Origin of the sequence: Sporosarcina sp. FSL K6-3508, from assembly GCF_038615825.1 — a bacterium.
Lineage (GTDB): Bacteria > Bacillota > Bacilli > Bacillales_A > Planococcaceae > Sporosarcina > Sporosarcina newyorkensis.
Map to the genome: position 1 here is coordinate 2,644,782 of NZ_CP152016.1, position 18,438 is coordinate 2,663,219.

The 18,438-nt window shown below is 42.1% G+C and carries 12 protein-coding genes and 1 other RNA gene; all 13 read right to left on the bottom strand.

The genetic code is table 11. The annotated features are described in order from the left end of the window. Positions 1 to 162: 162 nt before the first annotated feature. The 13 genes from MKX97_RS13155 to tpiA all read right to left on the bottom strand — a co-directional run bounded on the left by MKX97_RS13155 (position 163) and on the right by tpiA (position 18,433). Positions 163 to 3,249, bottom strand: coding sequence for an HsdR family type I site-specific deoxyribonuclease (locus tag MKX97_RS13155; RefSeq protein WP_342536168.1), 3,087 nt, complete (start codon positions 3,247 to 3,249; stop codon positions 163 to 165). A 12-nt stretch (positions 3,250 to 3,261) separates the two neighbouring features. After that, complete coding sequence (locus tag MKX97_RS13160; RefSeq protein WP_342536169.1) at positions 3,262 to 4,527, bottom strand: restriction endonuclease subunit S; 1,266 nt, start codon at positions 4,525 to 4,527, stop codon at positions 3,262 to 3,264. Further along, entirely contained in the window at positions 4,524 to 7,091 is a 2,568-nt protein-coding gene (locus MKX97_RS13165; protein ID WP_342536170.1) for a type I restriction-modification system subunit M, read from the bottom strand. The genes MKX97_RS13160 and MKX97_RS13165 overlap by 4 nt, the downstream gene beginning before the upstream one ends. 348 nt (positions 7,092 to 7,439) lie before the next feature. Further along, positions 7,440 to 9,545, bottom strand: coding sequence for a PBP1A family penicillin-binding protein (locus tag MKX97_RS13170; RefSeq protein ID WP_342536171.1), 2,106 nt, complete (start codon positions 9,543 to 9,545; stop codon positions 7,440 to 7,442). A gap of 71 nt (positions 9,546 to 9,616) precedes the next feature. After that, positions 9,617 to 9,835: an Rpn family recombination-promoting nuclease/putative transposase gene (locus tag MKX97_RS13175; RefSeq protein ID WP_342536172.1), complete on the bottom strand. Its 219-nt coding sequence runs from the start codon at positions 9,833 to 9,835 to the stop codon at positions 9,617 to 9,619. A 355-nt stretch (positions 9,836 to 10,190) separates the two neighbouring features. Then, positions 10,191 to 10,552: a transfer-messenger RNA gene (gene ssrA / locus MKX97_RS13180) on the bottom strand. 93 nt (positions 10,553 to 10,645) lie between these two features. Then, on the bottom strand, positions 10,646 to 11,113 hold the full coding sequence (smpB, locus tag MKX97_RS13185) for an SsrA-binding protein SmpB (protein ID WP_342536173.1): 468 nt from the start codon (positions 11,111 to 11,113) through the stop codon (positions 10,646 to 10,648). 175 nt (positions 11,114 to 11,288) lie between these two features. Continuing rightward, positions 11,289 to 13,640 carry a ribonuclease R gene (rnr, locus tag MKX97_RS13190; protein WP_342536174.1) on the bottom strand — a complete coding sequence of 784 codons (2,352 nt, stop codon included), beginning with the start codon at positions 13,638 to 13,640 and terminating at the stop codon, positions 11,289 to 11,291. Positions 13,641 to 13,688: 48 nt separating this feature from the next. Beyond that, positions 13,689 to 14,435 carry a carboxylesterase gene (locus MKX97_RS13195; RefSeq protein WP_342536175.1) on the bottom strand — a complete coding sequence of 249 codons (747 nt, stop codon included), beginning with the start codon at positions 14,433 to 14,435 and terminating at the stop codon, positions 13,689 to 13,691. 61 nt (positions 14,436 to 14,496) lie between these two features. Next, on the bottom strand, positions 14,497 to 14,724 hold the full coding sequence (gene secG, locus MKX97_RS13200; RefSeq protein WP_009498255.1) for a preprotein translocase subunit SecG: 228 nt from the start codon (positions 14,722 to 14,724) through the stop codon (positions 14,497 to 14,499). A gap of 120 nt (positions 14,725 to 14,844) precedes the next feature. Next, positions 14,845 to 16,140: a phosphopyruvate hydratase gene (gene eno / locus MKX97_RS13205; RefSeq protein ID WP_342536176.1), complete on the bottom strand. Its 1,296-nt coding sequence runs from the start codon at positions 16,138 to 16,140 to the stop codon at positions 14,845 to 14,847. Positions 16,141 to 16,152: 12 nt separating this feature from the next. Then, positions 16,153 to 17,679, bottom strand: a complete 1,527-nt coding sequence (gpmI, locus tag MKX97_RS13210) for a 2,3-bisphosphoglycerate-independent phosphoglycerate mutase (protein WP_342536177.1) — start codon at positions 17,677 to 17,679, stop codon at positions 16,153 to 16,155. Beyond that, positions 17,669 to 18,433 (bottom strand): triose-phosphate isomerase, encoded by a 765-nt coding sequence (gene tpiA / locus MKX97_RS13215; protein ID WP_342536178.1) that lies wholly within the window; start codon positions 18,431 to 18,433, stop codon positions 17,669 to 17,671. The genes gpmI and tpiA overlap by 11 nt, the downstream gene beginning before the upstream one ends. Between the last annotated feature and the right edge of the window lie 5 nt (positions 18,434 to 18,438).

Genomic DNA, 18,438 nt, shown 5'->3' on the forward strand with positions numbered 1-18,438 from the left:
CACTCGTTCCTCCTTTAAGAATCTATTTTATTGTGTCGTCTATCCTCTACTTTCATTGAACCATTGAACGGTACCTGTGCAAGAAACTATTACGTTTGCTTAAACAATCATGTTTAAGCAAACAAACATGAATCTTTGTCACACAGGTACTTTCACAAAAGTTCACGATTTAAACTTTGATTTAATTTGCGGAACAACCTTCGTAAGATAGGGCGTTAATGCAAAGTTATGCATGAGTTGATTAGCGCCTTGCTTTTTTGTTGCAGCTGAGAAATCCAGACTACCGATCAAGTCATCAATGAACGGAATGTCTTGTGGTGATGTGATTGAATAAGCATCAACGGATTTTTCAAGAACTCTACCATTTATGCCCCACTCATCAGCAACTTCGTAAATTAGTGTCCTTTTCTTATCATTTTTCCACTCTTCAAATGCCTGATCGAAATTGATGTTACTGGACACGTTTCCAGTTTGTAATTCTTCCACCACAAACTCTTTTAGTAATTTAGCTTGTTCATGTTCACCAAAGTTACTCAACTCTTTAATTTCTTGATGGATAATGCGTAACGTTTCTGCATCGACCGTTTGAATACCATTCGTTGAGGTTGCTTTAGATCCAATGAGGCTCAAAATATGATTAGCATCAATGATCTGTGAACCTGCAAGCTTCGTTTTACCTGCTAAAGTAGGAACTGTCTCACCTGGTAACTCTTCTCCTTCTTCAAAGGTTAAGTTACGGTAAGCACCGGTATATTGGAGCCACGTACGTTCATCTATTCCAAATGCTGCATCATCCCACGCATATTCATAATACTGCTCGACTAAGTTAAATTGTACGGCAGCTTCTTTGTACACTTGTATGAATTGTTTCTTCTCCTCTTCAAACGGTTCAATCGATTGCCAGTTCGTTGGATCAGGCAACGTATTCACCAACTCTATAAATGCCAGTTTCAACCTCTCGACTGCCGTTGGGTAAGGCTCGACAATTGCTTTACTGCTTGTTCCCCCGCTACCATAGAGTTTTAATGCAATGTTGACCATTTCTTCAGTGATTTTAGGGTACTGGAAATTAATCACCGTTCCGAATTCTTTCGTTGAACCATACACACGATTCGTTCTAGAATATGCTTGTATTAATCCATGCAATTCAAGTGAACGGTCTACATAAAGTGTATTGAGTAGCTTAGAGTCATATCCTGTTAGTAATTGATCGGCTACGATGACAAGGTCTATATTTTTAGGGTTACGTCCACTTCCTCCTCTCGTCGCACGTTCAATCACATCCTCAAAATATGCGTCTTCTCCGCGCTTTTGATCCCCAGCTACGAATTCAATTCCAGTAAACGCTCCGTAATCTTTGAACATATTTTTAATGATGACAGGGTCTACCCGTTCCGTCTCTTCCTCACTGCCAAAACTAAATGTCATAGCTATATTTAATTGAATATCCCTTTCGGCCATCTGCTTTTTAAATTCTTCGAAGTAAGCAAGCACACGTTTTTTATACGCGACCGTTAAAATTGCATTAAATTCTCGGTTTTGAGACTGTGCGTCCCACTGTGTTAATATTTCTTCGACAACCCTTGGAATATGTGTTTCATCGTAGTAAACGAGTAACCCCGCTTTTTTCGCTGCTTTTTCAACCTCTAGGTCTGATAATTGCTGCATTTCTCGCTCTAACTTCTTTATTTCCACATCTGGATTCTGGTTTTGAAGTAATTCAATAAGCTGGTCTCTGAGATCATCATAACTTTTAAACTCACCGGTATTAATGTAATCGACATGGAAGCCTAGAACGTTTCTGTCTGCAATTGCTTCCTCAATTGTATACTGATGGATGAGTGGACCAAATAGTTTTTCGGTCGTATCAATCAGTTCACTTTTTTCATTTATTTTTCCCTTCGCCTGATTTTCATCAAACAAAGGGGTTCCTGTATAACCGAAGAATAAACTGTTGTTGTTAAAATACTGTTTAATCGTTCCCATCATTTGCCCCATCGTTGTCCGATGCGCTTCATCAATAATAAATACGATACGCTTATCGGCAAGACCAGAATCATTTTTTTCGATTAAATCTTTTACTAGATTACTTAGTTTATACGTCGTGGTGACAACAATGCCGTTATTCGGTGAATGCATGATTTTACGCAACTCATATGTATGCTTCGTATCATCAACTGACACAGACTCATACGCTGCATATGCTTTAAAGTTCTCACTTGTACGACTGTCTAATTCACGACGATCCACGAGGAATACCACTTTATCAAAGCCTGCTCGCGTCGATAGGAAGAGTGCGGTTTTAAAACTTGTAATCGTTTTGCCTGAACCTGTCGTATGCCACACAAAGCCACCGTGAGGGATACGGTCTTCATTATCCCAGCCAAACGCTGCTGCTTCGACTGCTTGTAAGGCATGCACTTGATAGGAACGCATCAGCATATGTCGACGATTGTCTTCCTCTCTTGCTTCGTCAATCACTAGGTAATCACCGACCATTTGATGCGCCATTGGAATCATTAAAAATTGGTTAATGACTTCTTCCCAGTTGTTCACAGGAATATTGTCTTTATCTGCCCAGTGGAAGAGGAAACTCGGATTGAAATCATGCACCGTTTTAGGCGTCGCAAAATAACGCGTCGCCACTTCAGAAGTCACAACCATCATTTGTGAAAATGCCATAAAATTTAACGTATACTCTCCATCCTGGTAGTAACGTTTGAACTGGCTATAGGCTTCATCAAGCGTTTTATCTGCCCGTTTTTGTTCAATATTAATAAGCGGTAAGCCGTTAATGAGTAAAACTAAATCGAAACGGTTGCCGTTCGGTGTCGTGACTTCTCTTGCAATCGTGTAACTAGAATCTCCCCCACTAACTTGTGCTTTTTTAAAAATGGTGAGCGTGATTTGTTCTCTCGTTAGACGGGGGTCTGGATCTCGATAAATTCCATCAATCTTCCCTTTAGAGCCTTCCATCGCCAATAATTTCGCTGCTTCAAAACTATTGGCAATTTGGTTCACTTGTGCCATCACTTGATTAAACTCATTATCTGTTAACGGAACACTTTCTAATTGATCGACGTTAATACGATTCAATTCACTACGCCAATGATTGATTAAATCTTTGGTCGTTACTTTTCGTTTCGTCCCATCGAGTTCTTCAGGTGATTCCCATTTGAAGCGTTTTAACTTCTCAACAAACCGATCTTGAAAGCTTGCTTCCGAAACACTCTTTGGTGCATTACTCATTAGAATACCTCCTTAGACAAACATTTCTGCTAAATACGCTTGCTTCATTGCTTTTAATTTCTTGAGTTTTTGTTGTTGGTTAGTGATTGAATCGTCTAGCTTTTTGAAGAACTCACCGATTGCTTGCTGCTCTTCGTAATCTGGTATAGAAATAGTTATTTCCATTACTTTTCCTTTTGAAATATTATATCTAGAAATACCTTGAGCTAAAATCTCTATTTGGTTTCTAACTTCATTCGAACGCAATAAATATGCTAGATATAATTTATTCATTTCTGATGTAGGTCTAAATCCAAAACAAAAACTATTCAAATACACATTGGGTCTATTGTCTAACCATATTGAAGACAGTCCAACCTCATGTGGCGTTTCTGATGAAGTTGTAAACAAAACATCACCGTATTTGACTTCTGTTTGTTTATTGTCTAAAACAACTTTCTCCGTTAACGATATATCAGATATCTCATTCTTAAATACATTCATATAAGTTACGAATTCCGCATCTCCATGACCAAAATCTTCTTTGGTTTTTCCAGACATTCCCGAGTATGTGTTGCCTAGTTTGCCTAACATTGTTTTTTGCCAATCCTTTATAAAACCAGTAAACCTTCTTTTCGGTACTCGTTCACATTCAGCAGGGAACATCTCAGCAAGATAAGCAGATTTCATAGCTTTTGTTTTTTCTAACTTACGCTGATGAAGGGTGATGAGGTTGTCGAGATTGGACAAGAATGCTCCAATCTGCTTTTGCTCTTTAATCTCGGTAGGAATAAACACCCTTGTTTGTTTTAAAATTTCCGTATTAATTGAGGGCATAGTCTGTCCAACAGCACGGGAAATGACATCGTTTTTGGCTCGTGATGTTGAAAGTTCATAGTGCATATATTGACTATCAATACTGTTATTAGTCCTAACACGAAGAACACGCCCCGAAAACAACCAATCACGCTGAAATGGCGTTACTAAGGCATTTATATCAACTGAACCCACTCGGGAAAAAACAATATCATCGGTCTTCAAAACATAACTCTGCAATCTAAGAAGGTCCTCAGCTGATACTTGTGGAATACCGTCTTTTTGTTTAGGGAGATCACCGTTTTTGAAGTGTTCTGTTGTTATGATTGGCGTTCCTTCCTTAACATAATCTTTTGCGTGCAGTGTACTTCCGAAAGGGCCAGTGCGAATATCGGATATCTCTTCTAACCTAAGCTGTTCCCAAGCATCAGCATTTTGAAATTCTTCAAACCTTCTTCTCGGCACTAACTTCTTCTCATTCAAGACTCACTCACCACCAATTTTTGCATCATTTCTTCTAACTCTTGCTCTAATTGTTTACTCTCTTCTTCTAATGTGGATAAAGTGTCTGAATAGCGTGCTTGCAATTGTTCGAGTACTGCAAGTTCTTCTGTTAAAGGATTTTCAATTAACCGCATGACTTTATATACGAGTGAACCGAACCATTTTTCATGCATGAGGACATCAATCTCTTCATTCGTTAAAGTTTCAATGCGTGCTTCTGTTGCTTCTTTTAATTCTATATTTAATTTCTTTACATCACGATTTAACATCGTTTTTTCATTTAGTAAAGTTTCTACTTTTTTCAATAACGTGTGGTCTGTACTTCCTTTTTCTGCTTCTTTTAATAGCGAGCGTATCGCACCTATTGTGAAAGCATCCTCTTTATCATTCAGTGCTTCACTTAACGCAACTTCTTCATCACTTTCTTCTACTTTTGCTGCTTCGACTAATTCAGTTAATTCAGCATCGATTTCAGGAAGTCTTGTTTCTATTTCTTCTATAGTAGAAACTTCTTCAGCAAATAAATGTTTCATAATTAATTCAGTTGGAACGATACTTCCAATCCAACCATCCTGCTCTTCTCTTTTCGTTTTTCCAGAACCTTTTGTGACCATGAATGGTACTCGTGTGCGCCCTGCTGTATAGAAGTCCGTTAACGCAATAATCTCTGTATCATCTGTCAGCTTATCTTTCCAAATTTCCGCAATGATTTGATAGCCGTCGTATTCATCAATATGATTGAATCCTAATAAAAGCTCTTTGATGTCTGTTAATATAGCATCACGGAGTCCCGTAATTTTGTTCACGTCATCGACAGACTTTAATAACGCCCAGTACTTGTCCATATAAGCTTTTAATTGTTGTTCGACTGCGTTTGACTTTTGAATAACATGATCATCATTCAAGACTTTCTTCTTTAGTTCATCCATCGGTTCTGTCAGTTCAACATAGCCAGTACGGACTTCTTTTAATGCCTGTTGGATAATCGTTGGAACTGATTCTTGTAGAACTTTTAATTCTGCAATGTTGGCATACGGAATACCCCCATAAAGATGAGCATCGACATCTTGCGGAATTTCTTCCTCAATCGACTCAATGTATCGCGGAATATTTAAGTTGTATTCATTTTCAATAATTTCATCTCTCGTTGCTAAATGACTATAGCCAGCTTCTTCACTTCGCGTCGCGTATGTATCTACAATTCTTGCAATGTCTTTTTCTTGTAGGACGTTTTGCTTTCCTTCTTTTACAAACGTTTTAGAAGCGTCGATCATTAATACAGGAGTGCCAAGTGGACGATCTTTCTTCAAAATAAGGACGGATACAGGAATTCCTGTATTCGTAAATAATTTATCAGGAAGACCAATGATAGTATCAATGTAATTCTTCTCTAATAAGCGTTTACGTATTTCTCCTTCTGCCCCACCCCTAAATAACACACCGTGCGGTAAAACAATCGCCATTGTTCCTTGTTGGCCTAAATGGAACAGGCCGTGTAAGAGAAAGGCATAGTCTCCCTTTGAATCTGGTGGTAAGACGCCAGCAACTTCAAAGCGTGGATCACTCACTTTTAAATTCGATTTATTCCAGTTCTTCACTGAGTACGGTGGGTTCATAACGACCGCATCAAATTGGACCCCTTCGTTTGGACGTTGTGGATCTTCTGGCCAGTCTTCTGCAAGTGTGTCGCCATTATTAATGTTCATTTTTTCCGGACGTACGCCGTGAAGAAGTAAGTTCATTCTCGTTAAGTTATAAGTTGCAGTATTTTTCTCTTGCCCGTAATAAGCTAAGCTTTTCTTCTCGTCTTCTGATAAGTACTTGCTTACAGTTAAAAGAAGGGAGCCTGAACCTACTGTTGGGTCATAGATTGTTTCAATGGACTTCGTTTTCGCAACGATTTGCGCCATGACTTCACTCACTTGTGATGGCGTATAGAACTCTCCAGCTTTCTTCCCGGATTCCATCGCAAATTGGCCAATTAAATATTCATAGGCGTCACCTAATACGTCCCCTTTTTGCAAAGCGACCATATTGAGATCTGCAAAGAGTAAAACGAGTTCTTTTATGTTCTTGCTACGTTCATTTAAATTACTACCCAATGCCGTATCTGTCAGGTCCAGTGTTGAACTGGAGAATAGCCCTTTAAAATCATCTGAGTCGCCTGTCACGGCAATTGTTCGTTCAAAGTGATTCAAGCTATCTGTTACTTTTTGAACTTCAAATTCACCTGAACGAATATCATGAATCCACGTTTGATATAAGTGTTCTGGTAAAACGTAGTACCCGAGAACGCCAGACATCATTTCAATAAGAGGTTCAGGATATTGTGCGTAGCTTTCACGATACGATTCAATTACTTCTTGTTCGGTATTTTGTTTCATCCCACTTGTGATTCTAAATGTATCAATCGTTTTATCACTTAAAAATTTGTAGAACATTAGCCCCAACATATAGTCTTTATATCGACTGGCATCCATCGATCCACGTAACTCATTGGCACCGTCCCATAGTCTTCTTTTAATTTCTTCTGATGTAATCATCTTCTATTCCCCTCATATATGTATTTCCTAATACGATTCTGATTCCTTCGTACTTCCTAGTAGCGAAAGTAAGCACACTTAAGACCACTGCACCGATTTCCTAATATTTCATTAAAGTGAATTTACCTCTTTATGAAAAATAATTTTATTTCAGGGCTAATTCAATACTTCTATCCCTATTATAACAATGATTCAAAATGTAGCACTAAAGTTTTCGCATGAAGAATAGGGATTTTATTAATTGGTCATATAATAGGTACCCTCTAACGAAAAAGGAAAAAGGGCATCCTAAGTGCAGGAACCCTCTTCCTTAATGTCAATCAACTCTTTTTGTACACTTTCACTTCTCTAATCCCCTATATACTCTTTCCATTTCCGTTTCAAATCTTCTATTTCCTGCCTTATCTCTTTCTTCACCTTTTCTTTCTTTTCTCTCTTTTTCCGTTCTTTTTCTTCTTTTTTCTCCTGTTTTCTTTTCTCTTTTTCTTTTATACGTTCTTTTTTACTCAACTTTTCCTTCTGTTTCTCCAGCGCTTCTATATTTTTCCCGATTAATGGCAAATCAAATTTCTTTGTTGGCAATTCACTCATTGATTTTGAAACGACTTGCGTGAAAATGGGTGGCGCTGTGAAACTACTGGTCGATGTTAAATAATGGTCGGCATCTGTTTGATTATACCCTAGCCAAACCGCACCTACGATGTCTGGTGTATAGCCGACGAACCAATGATCCTTTGAGCCATCCACACCTGTGAATGGCAGTTGCGTGGTACCCGTTTTACCGGCCACTTCAATACCTGAAATTTGGGCTTTCTTCGCCGTACCTTCTTCTACAGCACCTTGCAGCATATAGGTCATTTGCTGAGCAACTTCCGCATCTGTCACATCTTCAGACTGTTCACGCCACTTTCCAAGGACTTCGCCTTCTGAATCTTTTATTTCTACAATCGCATGTGCTTCCACCATCACTCCATTATTCGCAAACGCAGAAAAAGCTTGGGCCATTCGCAAAGGTGAAGTACCTTTGTTCAGCCCTCCTAAGGCTAAGCCAAGCGTATGATCGTTTTCTTCCAAGGGAATTCCGAACCGTTCAACAGCACGCACCCCATTTTCTATTCCGATCTGGTGCAAGAGCCAGACGGGAGGGACATTATACGAGTGCGCAAGTGCATCGTACATTGTCACTTCCCCTCTATTTTTCTGATCGAAATTTTTCGGAGAATAGCCGTCAATGTTTATTGGTTCGTCGAGAAGCAAATCCGACATGTAATAACCTTGCTCGAGCGCTGGAGTGTAGACGGCTAGCGGTTTCAATGTCGAACCCGGTTGTCGGATGAGTTCAGTCGCATTATTAAAGCGTCCATACGTATATTCCCCTCTGCCCCCAACCAATGCCGAAATTCCACCTGTTTTAGGATTCAAAAAAACAGAAGCACTTTGAATGAGTTGATCGGGCTTACTTTCAGGAAAATAACGATCATCCTCATACACTTCTTCCAACGCATCTTGGATGACAGGATTTATTTCTGTGTAAATATGTAATCCGCCAGACAGCACTTCATTTTTCGTAAGATGGTACCTGTTGACCGCTTCGTCAATAACACGGTCAATATAGTAAGGATATTTCCCTTTATAATTTGACATTGTTGAATCAGCTAATACAACTTCTTGTCCGATCGCTTCATTAAACTCTGCTTGACTAATATACTTTTCACTTTTCATTAATGATAAAACAAGGTTGCGCCGTTCCACCGACTTTTTCATATTTTTAGCAGGAGATAAGTGGGAGGGCGCTTTAATTAATCCTGCTACCGTCGCACATTCGCTTAACGATAACTCGCTTACATCTTTACCAAAGTAGGTCTGTGCAGCACGTTGAACACCCCATACACCTTCGCCCAAATAGATTTGGTTGAGATAGTGCTCCAAAATATCATCTTTCGAATACATCCTCTCAATCTTCTTCGCAAGAATCCATTCTTTAAATTTACGGGAATACGTACGTTCTTGCGATAAAAACACATTCTTTGTAAGCTGTTGAGTAATTGTACTCCCACCTGCAACAACCTCACCTTTGAACAGGTTTTGGATTAATGCGCGCCCAACCCCGAAATAATTTATCCCATAATGTTTGTAAAATTGTTGGTCCTCAACTGAGATGATTGCTTCAATTAACTCATTTGGAATGCGGTCAATGGAGACACCTTCAATTTTCGAATCGGAAATTTCACTAACGACTTTTCCGTTTAGATCGTAAACAAACGTCGGCCTCGGTACAGGCTCTTCTAATTTACTCACATCACTCAATGAAATGAATAAATTTATTATGACCAAACCACAAATAGCCGCAATTAGCATTCCGAAGAATACGATGCGAATTGGTTTTTTTATGTTTGACTTTTTCTTATCGGCATTAACCTTTTTCTGTTGCAGCCTATGTTCCGTTCTTCCCATACGAATTCCACCTTCAGCATTGCCTTTCGACCTTTCAAAGTTTAGCATTTTGAAAAGAAGTAACCTACTTACTAACAGCAGGAAAATAACAGTATGTAGTTGACGATGCATCTGTATGAAAGTTGCATGGTATAAGGTACCTGTGTTGGTATAGGGTACCTGTGTGAGAAACTAAGATCTATAATCTGCAATACTGACTCAGGCAAGTAATTCGCAAGAAAGTCTTTAGCGACTTCTGCATTTCCCATACTCTCCTTAAAAAACTTATCATGTGGATTTTGAATCTTCACTCGGTGTTTCCCCCTCCTTTTCTCTTTCCATACTCGTTTCAGTCTCTTCCTTTTATCATACCGTCACGTCAAATATTCTTCCATAATTCTAACAAATCAAGACTGGTGTTAAAGGCACCTGACTATGTTTGGTGCGGTCCAAACATTCTTTCGTCCGGATCCAGCAACGTTTGGCGCGGTCCAACCAAACATTCGCTCGTTCCTCAATAACTTTGGTGCGGTCACAAGCCACTTTCGCTCGGTTCGCGATGTTTTTGGCGCGGTCCCCTGCCAAGGAGCTGATTATCTCCTGAAAACAAACTAAAAAACCCTCCAGCAAATAAAAATTTACCGGAGGGTTTTCCCATATAAATCAATATGGAGACGGTGGGAGTCGAACCCACGTCCAAAGGCTCTGCTACTTCAGCGTCTACGCGTGTAGATTGACTACTTTCGGTTCGCACAGCATTATGCCGTCAATCAAGGCGTCTTGTGTGCTATCCTGGGAATCTCTTCTGACAGCCTCAGGAGGCAGATGTCAGCGTAGCTCACTAATAAGTGAACCTGACGCCTCCACATGAGCGATGGAAACGAAAGGTAGATTCAGTCAGCTTACGCTGCGAATGCTAAGTTGTTGTTTGTTTTGCCAGTTATTATTAACTGTCGTTTCTGACGGAGACGATCCCTCCGACGCGCAGCTCAAGCCCAGACCACCCCTGTCGAATCCGTAACGTCCCCGAAGGAAAGTCCGGAACCCACATTCATTTGTCACTTTCAAATGGCGGGTCGTACTTGAAACTATTTATAGTATACAATAATTCGTACGTTCAATCAATCTTGTTGCTTTGATTTGAATGCCCGCGCCATATCACGCTTATGTTCTTTCTCTTTCAAGTCCTGTCGTTTGTCGTAGAGCTTCTTCCCTTTACCGACGCCGATCAATACTTTGGCAAAACCGTCTTTCACATACATTTTCAGCGGTACGATTGAATACCCATCTTGTTTCATCTGCCCTACCAATGTACTGATCTGTTTTTTGTGCAACAAGAGCTTCCGCGCACGCAATGGATCGTGATTGTGAATATTCCCTTGTTCGTAAGGACTGATGTGCAAATTGGAAATCCATGCTTCATTATTCCGGATTAAAACAAATGCATCCCGCAACTGCACTTTCCCTTTGCGGATCGACTTGATTTCCGTTCCTTTTAACACGATTCCTGCTTCAATCGTCTCTTCAATTGCATAATCATGATTCGCTTTTTTATTAATAGCCAGTACTTTACCGGATCCTTTGGCCATATTCCATTCCTCCCCTATTTATCAATCACGCCTCGGCGTGATTGCGTCTGGATTTTGGATCGCATATATTCGCGATTGCGTCCTTTCAAAACCCATGACATCCGCCGGAGGCATCATCTGACATCAGCATGTTTTGGCTGACGTCAGATGAAGGCTGGAGCAAATGTCTCCAGCCTTATTTTCTCTTTGGTTTCTTCTTAGATTTTTTCGGAATGCCTTCGTAAAATTTCTTCTTCGGCTTCTCGTACTTCTTGTTGCGTTTGTCGCCGTCTTTCTTGCCGCGACTGCCGCCAGCACCTTGTTTCTGTCCTTGGCCTTGGCCCTTACCTTTGCTGCCGCCAGAATGTATCACTTTTGGCGTTTCTTTACGTGAACCGCGGAAGTTTTGCTTCATGCCGACAATTTCAAAATCAACTGCCTGTTCTTCCGGCTTAACCGAAATTACACGGACTTCCACTTCGTCCCCGATGCGGAACTGTTTGCCTGACCGTTCGCCGATCATGATCATTTGGCGGTCATCAAAACGATAATAATCATCGTTCATGTTTTGTACATGGACAAGTCCTTCTACCGTATTCTCGAGCTCGACGAAAATTCCAAAGTTCGTGACGGATGACACGACGCCTTCAAACTCTTCTCCGATCTTATCCATCATGTACTGTGCTTTCTTCAGCGCATTCGTATCACGTTCCGCGTCAACGGCACGGCGTTCACGTTCAGACGTGTGCTGCGCGATTTCAGGCAAGCGTGCGGACCAGTGGCTGATCGTCGTTTGTGACAAGTCCTTCTCAAATAAATACGTCCGGATCAATCGATGCACGATTAAGTCTGGATATCTTCGAATCGGTGCGGTGAAATGCGTATAGTAATCCGTCGATAAACCGAAATGTCCGAGACTTTCCTCAAAGTATTTCGCTTGCTGCATGGAACGTAACAACATCGTAGAAATCACCGATTCTTCAGGCAGTCCTTCAATCGATTCGACAATTTCCTGCAATGCGCGCGGATGGACTTGGTTGCCTGTCCCTTTGACTACAATTCCAAAGTTGGTCAAAAACTCGAAGAAGCGTTGTAATTTCTCTTCTTTCGGATCTTCGTGAATCCGATAGAGGAACGGCACTTGCAGCCAGTGGAAATGCTCGGCTACCGTTTCATTGGCAATCAGCATGAATTCTTCGATTAATCGTTCTGAAACGGTACGTTCGACGATGACGACATCTGTCGGCCAGCCTTCTTCATCCACGAGAATTTTAGATTCTTTGAAATCAAAGTCAATTGCGCCGCGATCTTGTCGTTTCTGACGAAGGATTGCTGCAAGCTTCGCCATATCATTGAGCATCGGCACGATATCTTCATACTTCTTTGACAACTCTTCATCTTGGTTATCGATAATTTCATATACATCCGTGTACGTCATTCGATGATTCGAATTAATGACACTCGGATAAATTTCATGTTCAACCACTTTACCGTTCTGGTCCACTTTCATTTCACACGTCAACGTCAGGCGGTCTTCACCTGGGTTCAATGAGCAGATCCCATTCGATAAACGGTGTGGAAGCATCGGGATCACACGGTCCGTCAAATAGACGCTCGTTCCGCGGTCTGCCGCTTCAGCGTCCATCGGGGAATTTTCGGTTACATAGTAACTTACGTCTGATATGTGGACGAATAAACGATACGAACCATCATCGTCTCTCACTAAAGCGATGGCATCATCCAAGTCTTTTGCGTCTGCTCCGTCAATTGTGATTGTCATATCATTGCGTAAATCTTTACGTTTGAAGAAATCCTCTTCTTGTACAGTCGTCGGTACACTCATTGCATGGTCTATCACTTCTTGAGGGAATTCGACGGCGATTCCATGTTTATGAATGATGGATAAAATATCGACTCCGGGATCATTCTTATGACCGAGGATTTTCACGATCATGCCCGTCGCAGACTGGGTGTTGTCCGGCCAATGCGTGATTTCGACGATTACTTTATGACCATCGACAGCTTCAAGCGTATTCCCTTTTTCGACGAAAACGTCCATTGGAAGTTTTTTATCATCAAGCAATACGAAGCCATATCCATCTCTTTCTACATACGTACCAACCACAGTCGATGTTTTTCTTTCAACGATTCTCGTAATGACGCCTTCCCGTCGGTCTCCATGGGAATCTCCGGAAACCCGGACAAGTACTGTATCGCCATTCATGGCGCCATTCACTTCATGCGGCGGGATGAAGACATCGTCTCCTACCACTTCCTCCGGTACGACGAATCCGAATCCTTTCGCATGACCAATAAATTTACCGCGAAGTAAATTCATCTGTTCTGGCAAGCCGTAGCGATTCGTGCGTGAGCGAACGATAATTCCGTTTTGTTCAAGCTGTACGAGCATTTTCACAAGTTCCTTAAATTCTGCTGCTTGCTCTATCCCGAGCACTTCCTGAATTTCATGAACTGTGAGCGGTTTGTAGGATTCTTCTTTCACTAAAGATAAAATCCGGTCTTGTAACTCTTTTTCAAATGCGTCCAAACAAACATCTCCTCCTTCTTTACCTACTATTTGTATCTTCCCCTGTTTTTACTCCTGCCAATCAAGTGATTCCAGAAATTGCAGCACTTTTTCGTGAAGCTGCTCTTTTTCTGGACCGAGCGTGATGACATGTCCCGATTCTTCATACCATTGTAGTTCTTTGTCGGTGGATTCTGCTTCATCATAAATAATTTGAGCCGAATTCGGATCGATCACTTCGTCTTGAGTTGCTTGAACAACAAGAAGCGGTGTGTAAATTTGATTGACTTCTTTACGAACACCTTCCACCAGCGGGCGCATATCGTTCAGTCCCGGCATCGACTTGGCTTTCAAGTCCGCCACCTCTTGTTCAATCTGTTCGTCGCTTTGGCCCGCGAACTTTTTATAGTCCCGTGCATATTTCAGAACGCCTTGATACAGGAGATCTGTCGTTTTCATTGTCATCGGCGCACACATCGTGACGATGCCTTTTAGCGGATATTCGGCCGCGAGCTTCAATGAAAACACACCGCCAAGAGATAGTCCGGCCACTGCGATTTCTTTGTAGCCTGCGTCCTTTAGCTGATTGTAAGCTGCAAGGACGTCTTCCCACCATTGATCAGGATTGGTCTTGATCAATTCTTCCGGCGGTACGCCATGTCCTCGGTAATGTGGTGCCAATGAAGTATAATTATGCTTTTCAAGGAATCGGCCGAGCATCCGAACATCTGCGGATGTCCCCGTAAAGCCGTGCAAAAGTAATACAGCACGTTTCCCATGTTCAAAGAAAAACGGTTTTGGTTGTGCGATTCGCATGTCATTCGATCCTTTCTACGAAAAGCGCCTGACCGTTCAAACTTGGTCAGGCGCTTGCTTTTTATATTTTCATTATCGCTATTGTTAAGACAAAAAATAATACAGATAGGACAATCGTAGTTCGTTGAAGAACTAAGTCCAATCCGCGTGCTTTTTGTTTACCGAAAAGTTGTTCTGCCCCTCCGGAGATGGCTCCTGACAGTCCCGCACTTTTACCGGATTGCAATAATACGACAACAATTAATGCTATAGCTACGACTACAAGCGATGCTGTTAAAACGGCATGCATGTTTTTCCACCCCCAAAATAGCAAGTCACAACATTTCTATTTTAACAAAGCTATGTCATCGGCACAACCTTTTATCATAATCCAGATGCAAATTGTGCCAGATGACGCTTGCTAGTTCGATTATTTGTTGAGGTTATAAAACGTTTTTTTGCCTAAGTATTGAGCTGTTTCAAATAATTGATCTTCAATACGCAGCAATTGATTGTACTTCGCTACACGGTCTGTACGTGAAGGAGCACCTGTTTTAATTTGTCCTGCGTTCGTAGCGACTGCGATGTCTGCGATCGTCACATCTTCGGATTCACCGGAGCGGTGAGAAATCACAGCTGTATAACCTGCGCGCTTCGCCATTTCAATCGCATCGAATGTTTCTGTCAATGTACCGATCTGGTTCACTTTGATTAGGATTGAGTTACCGATTCCTTCTTCGATTCCGCGTGAAAGTTTATCCGTATTTGTTACGAATAAATCATCCCCGACCAGCTGTACTTTTTGACCGATGCGCTCCGTCAATAGTTTATGGCCAGCCCAGTCGTTTTCATCCAAACCGTCTTCAATCGATACGATCGGATATTTTTCGCAAAGTTCTTCATACCAAGCAACCATTTCTTCAGAAGTTTTACGAACATCTTCTCCTGCCAAGTAGTAGTTGTTTTGGTCTTTATCGTAGAATTCAGATGAAGCTACGTCCATTGCAAGCAAGATTTCCTCGCCCGCTTTGTAGCCCGCTTTTTCAATCGCTTCGATGATCGTCGTCAAAGCTTTTTCATTTGAAGCTAAGTTCGGAGCAAATCCGCCTTCGTCACCAACCGCTGTGTTTAAGCCTTTTTCATGCAATACACTTTTCAGGCTGTGGAAGATTTCAGTTCCCATGCGCAATGCATGACGGAAAGATTCCGCGCCGACAGGCATGATCATGAACTCTTGGATATCGACGTTATTGTCTGCGTGCTCTCCGCCGTTCAAAATATTCATCATCGGTACCGGCAATTGTTTCGCGTTGAAACCACCTAAATACTGATAAAGGGGAAGATCTAAATAGTCTGCAGCTGCATGCGCGACTGCCATGGATACACCCAGGATTGCATTTGCACCGAGCTTGCCTTTATTTGATGTACCGTCCAATTCGATCAATGCTTTATCGATCACTACTTGATCCAAAACAGAATAGTTATCTTCAAGTTCTGAAGAGATCACTTCATTCACATGATCAACAGCTTTCAAAACACCTTTTCCATTGTAGCGATTCTCGTCGCCATCGCGTAATTCAACTGCTTCGTATTCACCTGTGGAAGCTCCGGACGGAACGATTGCACGTCCGAATGCACCGCTTTCTGTGAACACTTCTACTTCTACGGTTGGATTACCTCGTGAGTCTAATACTTCTCTAGCTTGAATATGTGTAATGATTGGCATGATGATCTCTCCTTAGAATAATGGTTTGCCGGTCATTTCAACCGGTTGAGGAATTCCTAGCATTTTGAGTAAGGTAGGCGCTAAGTCTGCGAGAATACCGTCTGTCCGCAATGTCACGTCCGGCTGTGTCGCGATGACAGGCACAGGATTTTTCGTATGTGCCGTCATAGGTTGTCCGCCGATCGTAGTGACTTCATCCGCATTTCCGTGATCCGCTGTGATGATTGCTGACCCGCCTTTTGCAAATAGTGCATCGATGATTCTTCCTAGACATTCATCCACCGTCTCAATCGCTTTGACAGTCGGCTCAAGCATTCCGCTATGCCCGACCATATCCGGATTGGCAAAGTTTAGAATGATCGCATCTTGCCGCTCTGCTTCGATTTCTTTAATCAACGCGGATGTTACATCATACGCGCTCATTTCCGGCTTCAAATCGTAAGTCGCTACTTTCGGCGAATTAATGAGGATCCGGGTCTCCCCTTCAAACTCTTCCTCACGGCCGCCACTCATGAAAAATGTCACATGTGGATATTTTTCCGTTTCCGCAATTCGCAATTGCCGTTTACCGCGTTCCGCTAATACTTCACCGACCGTTTTCGTTAGATTGACGCTATGGAAAACGACATCCGCCACCACATCCTCACTATAATGAGTGAAGCCGGTGAAATGTAAGTCGGTGAACTTCTTGACACCCGTATCAAAACCGTCGAAACCTGGCTGTGTGAAAGCACGCGACAGTTGAATCGCACGGTCTGGACGGAAATTGAAGAAAATCATTGCATCGCCATTCTCGACAGTAGCTATTGGCTTACCATCTTGTTGTACCACAAACGGCTCAATAAATTCATCATGTATTTCTTCGGTATACGACGCGCTAATTCCTTCTTCAGCAGAATCTACATGTTTTCCGATGCCGTAAACGATCGCATCATACGTTTTTTGAACACGATCCCATCTCTTATCACGGTCCATTGCATAGTATCTGCCGGAAACTGTTGCGATTTGTCCGACACCGATTTCTTTCATCTCTGTTTCTGTCCGTTTGATATAAGGGATGGCTGTCGTCGGCCCAACGTCTCGTCCATCGAGGAACGCATGCAAGTAAACTCGTTCGACACCTTGTTGTTTAGCTAGTTTCAATAACGCGAATAAATGCTCATAGTGGCTGTGAACGCCCCCGTCGGACAGCAATCCCATCACGTGAAGCGCGGAATTATTCGTCTTGACGTGTTCAATCGTTTCAAGCAATGCCGCATTTTCGAAAAACTCGCCTTCGCGAATAGACTTATCGATACGCGTCAAACTTTGGTAAACGATGCGTCCTGCCCCAATATTCAAATGACCCACTTCTGAGTTTCCCATTTGTCCTTCCGGCAGACCGACCGCTTCCCCGCACGCCGTCAATGTAGCGTGAGGGAAATTCTTCCACAGCAAATCGAAGTTTGGAATGTTGGCATGCGCAACAGCATTTCCGTATTTCTCGTCACGCAATCCAAAGCCGTCCAAAATAATGAGCGCGACTGGATTATTCGACATGAGTCCCAGCCTCCACTAATTGAACAAATGCTTCCGGATCTAGGCTCGCTCCCCCAACTAGTGCGCCATCAATATGTTCTTTGCTGAGTAACTCCGAAATGTTTTCCGGTTTGACACTGCCGCCGTATTGGATACGTATAGCATCCGCCACTTCTTTCGAGTAGATGGTTTCTACTTTATGGCGGATCGCGCCGCACACTTCATTGGCATCTTCAGCAGTAGCGGTCTTTCCTGTTCCGATAGCCCAGATCGGTTCGTAGGCTATGACGGATTTTTTTGCTTGTTCTGCCGTGACATCGGCAAATGCTTTTTCCACTTGAGCGGAAACAATCGAGACCGTTTCCTTCGCTTCTCGTTGTTCCAACGTTTCTCCGACACATACGATCGGCACAAGGTGATGTTTGTGTGCAGCCACTACTTTTTTGTTGACCGTTTCATCTGTTTCATTGAAATACTGACGACGTTCTGAGTGTCCAAGTATGACATACTGCACACCGAGATCTGCAAGCATGGCCGGGCTGATTTCCCCGGTAAATGCTCCTTCATCCGTATCGTGCATCGTTTGCGCGCCTACTTTGACAGCACTCGTTTCAAAACGCTGCAGCAAGTCTGTTACATAAAGTGCAGGTGGGCAAATGACCGCTTCCACTTTATCAGATGTAGTGATTCGTTCTTTGATTTGTTCAGCAAAATCTGCAGCTTGATTGGATAATTTATACATCTTCCAATTTCCTGCAATAATACGTTTTCTCAAAAGAA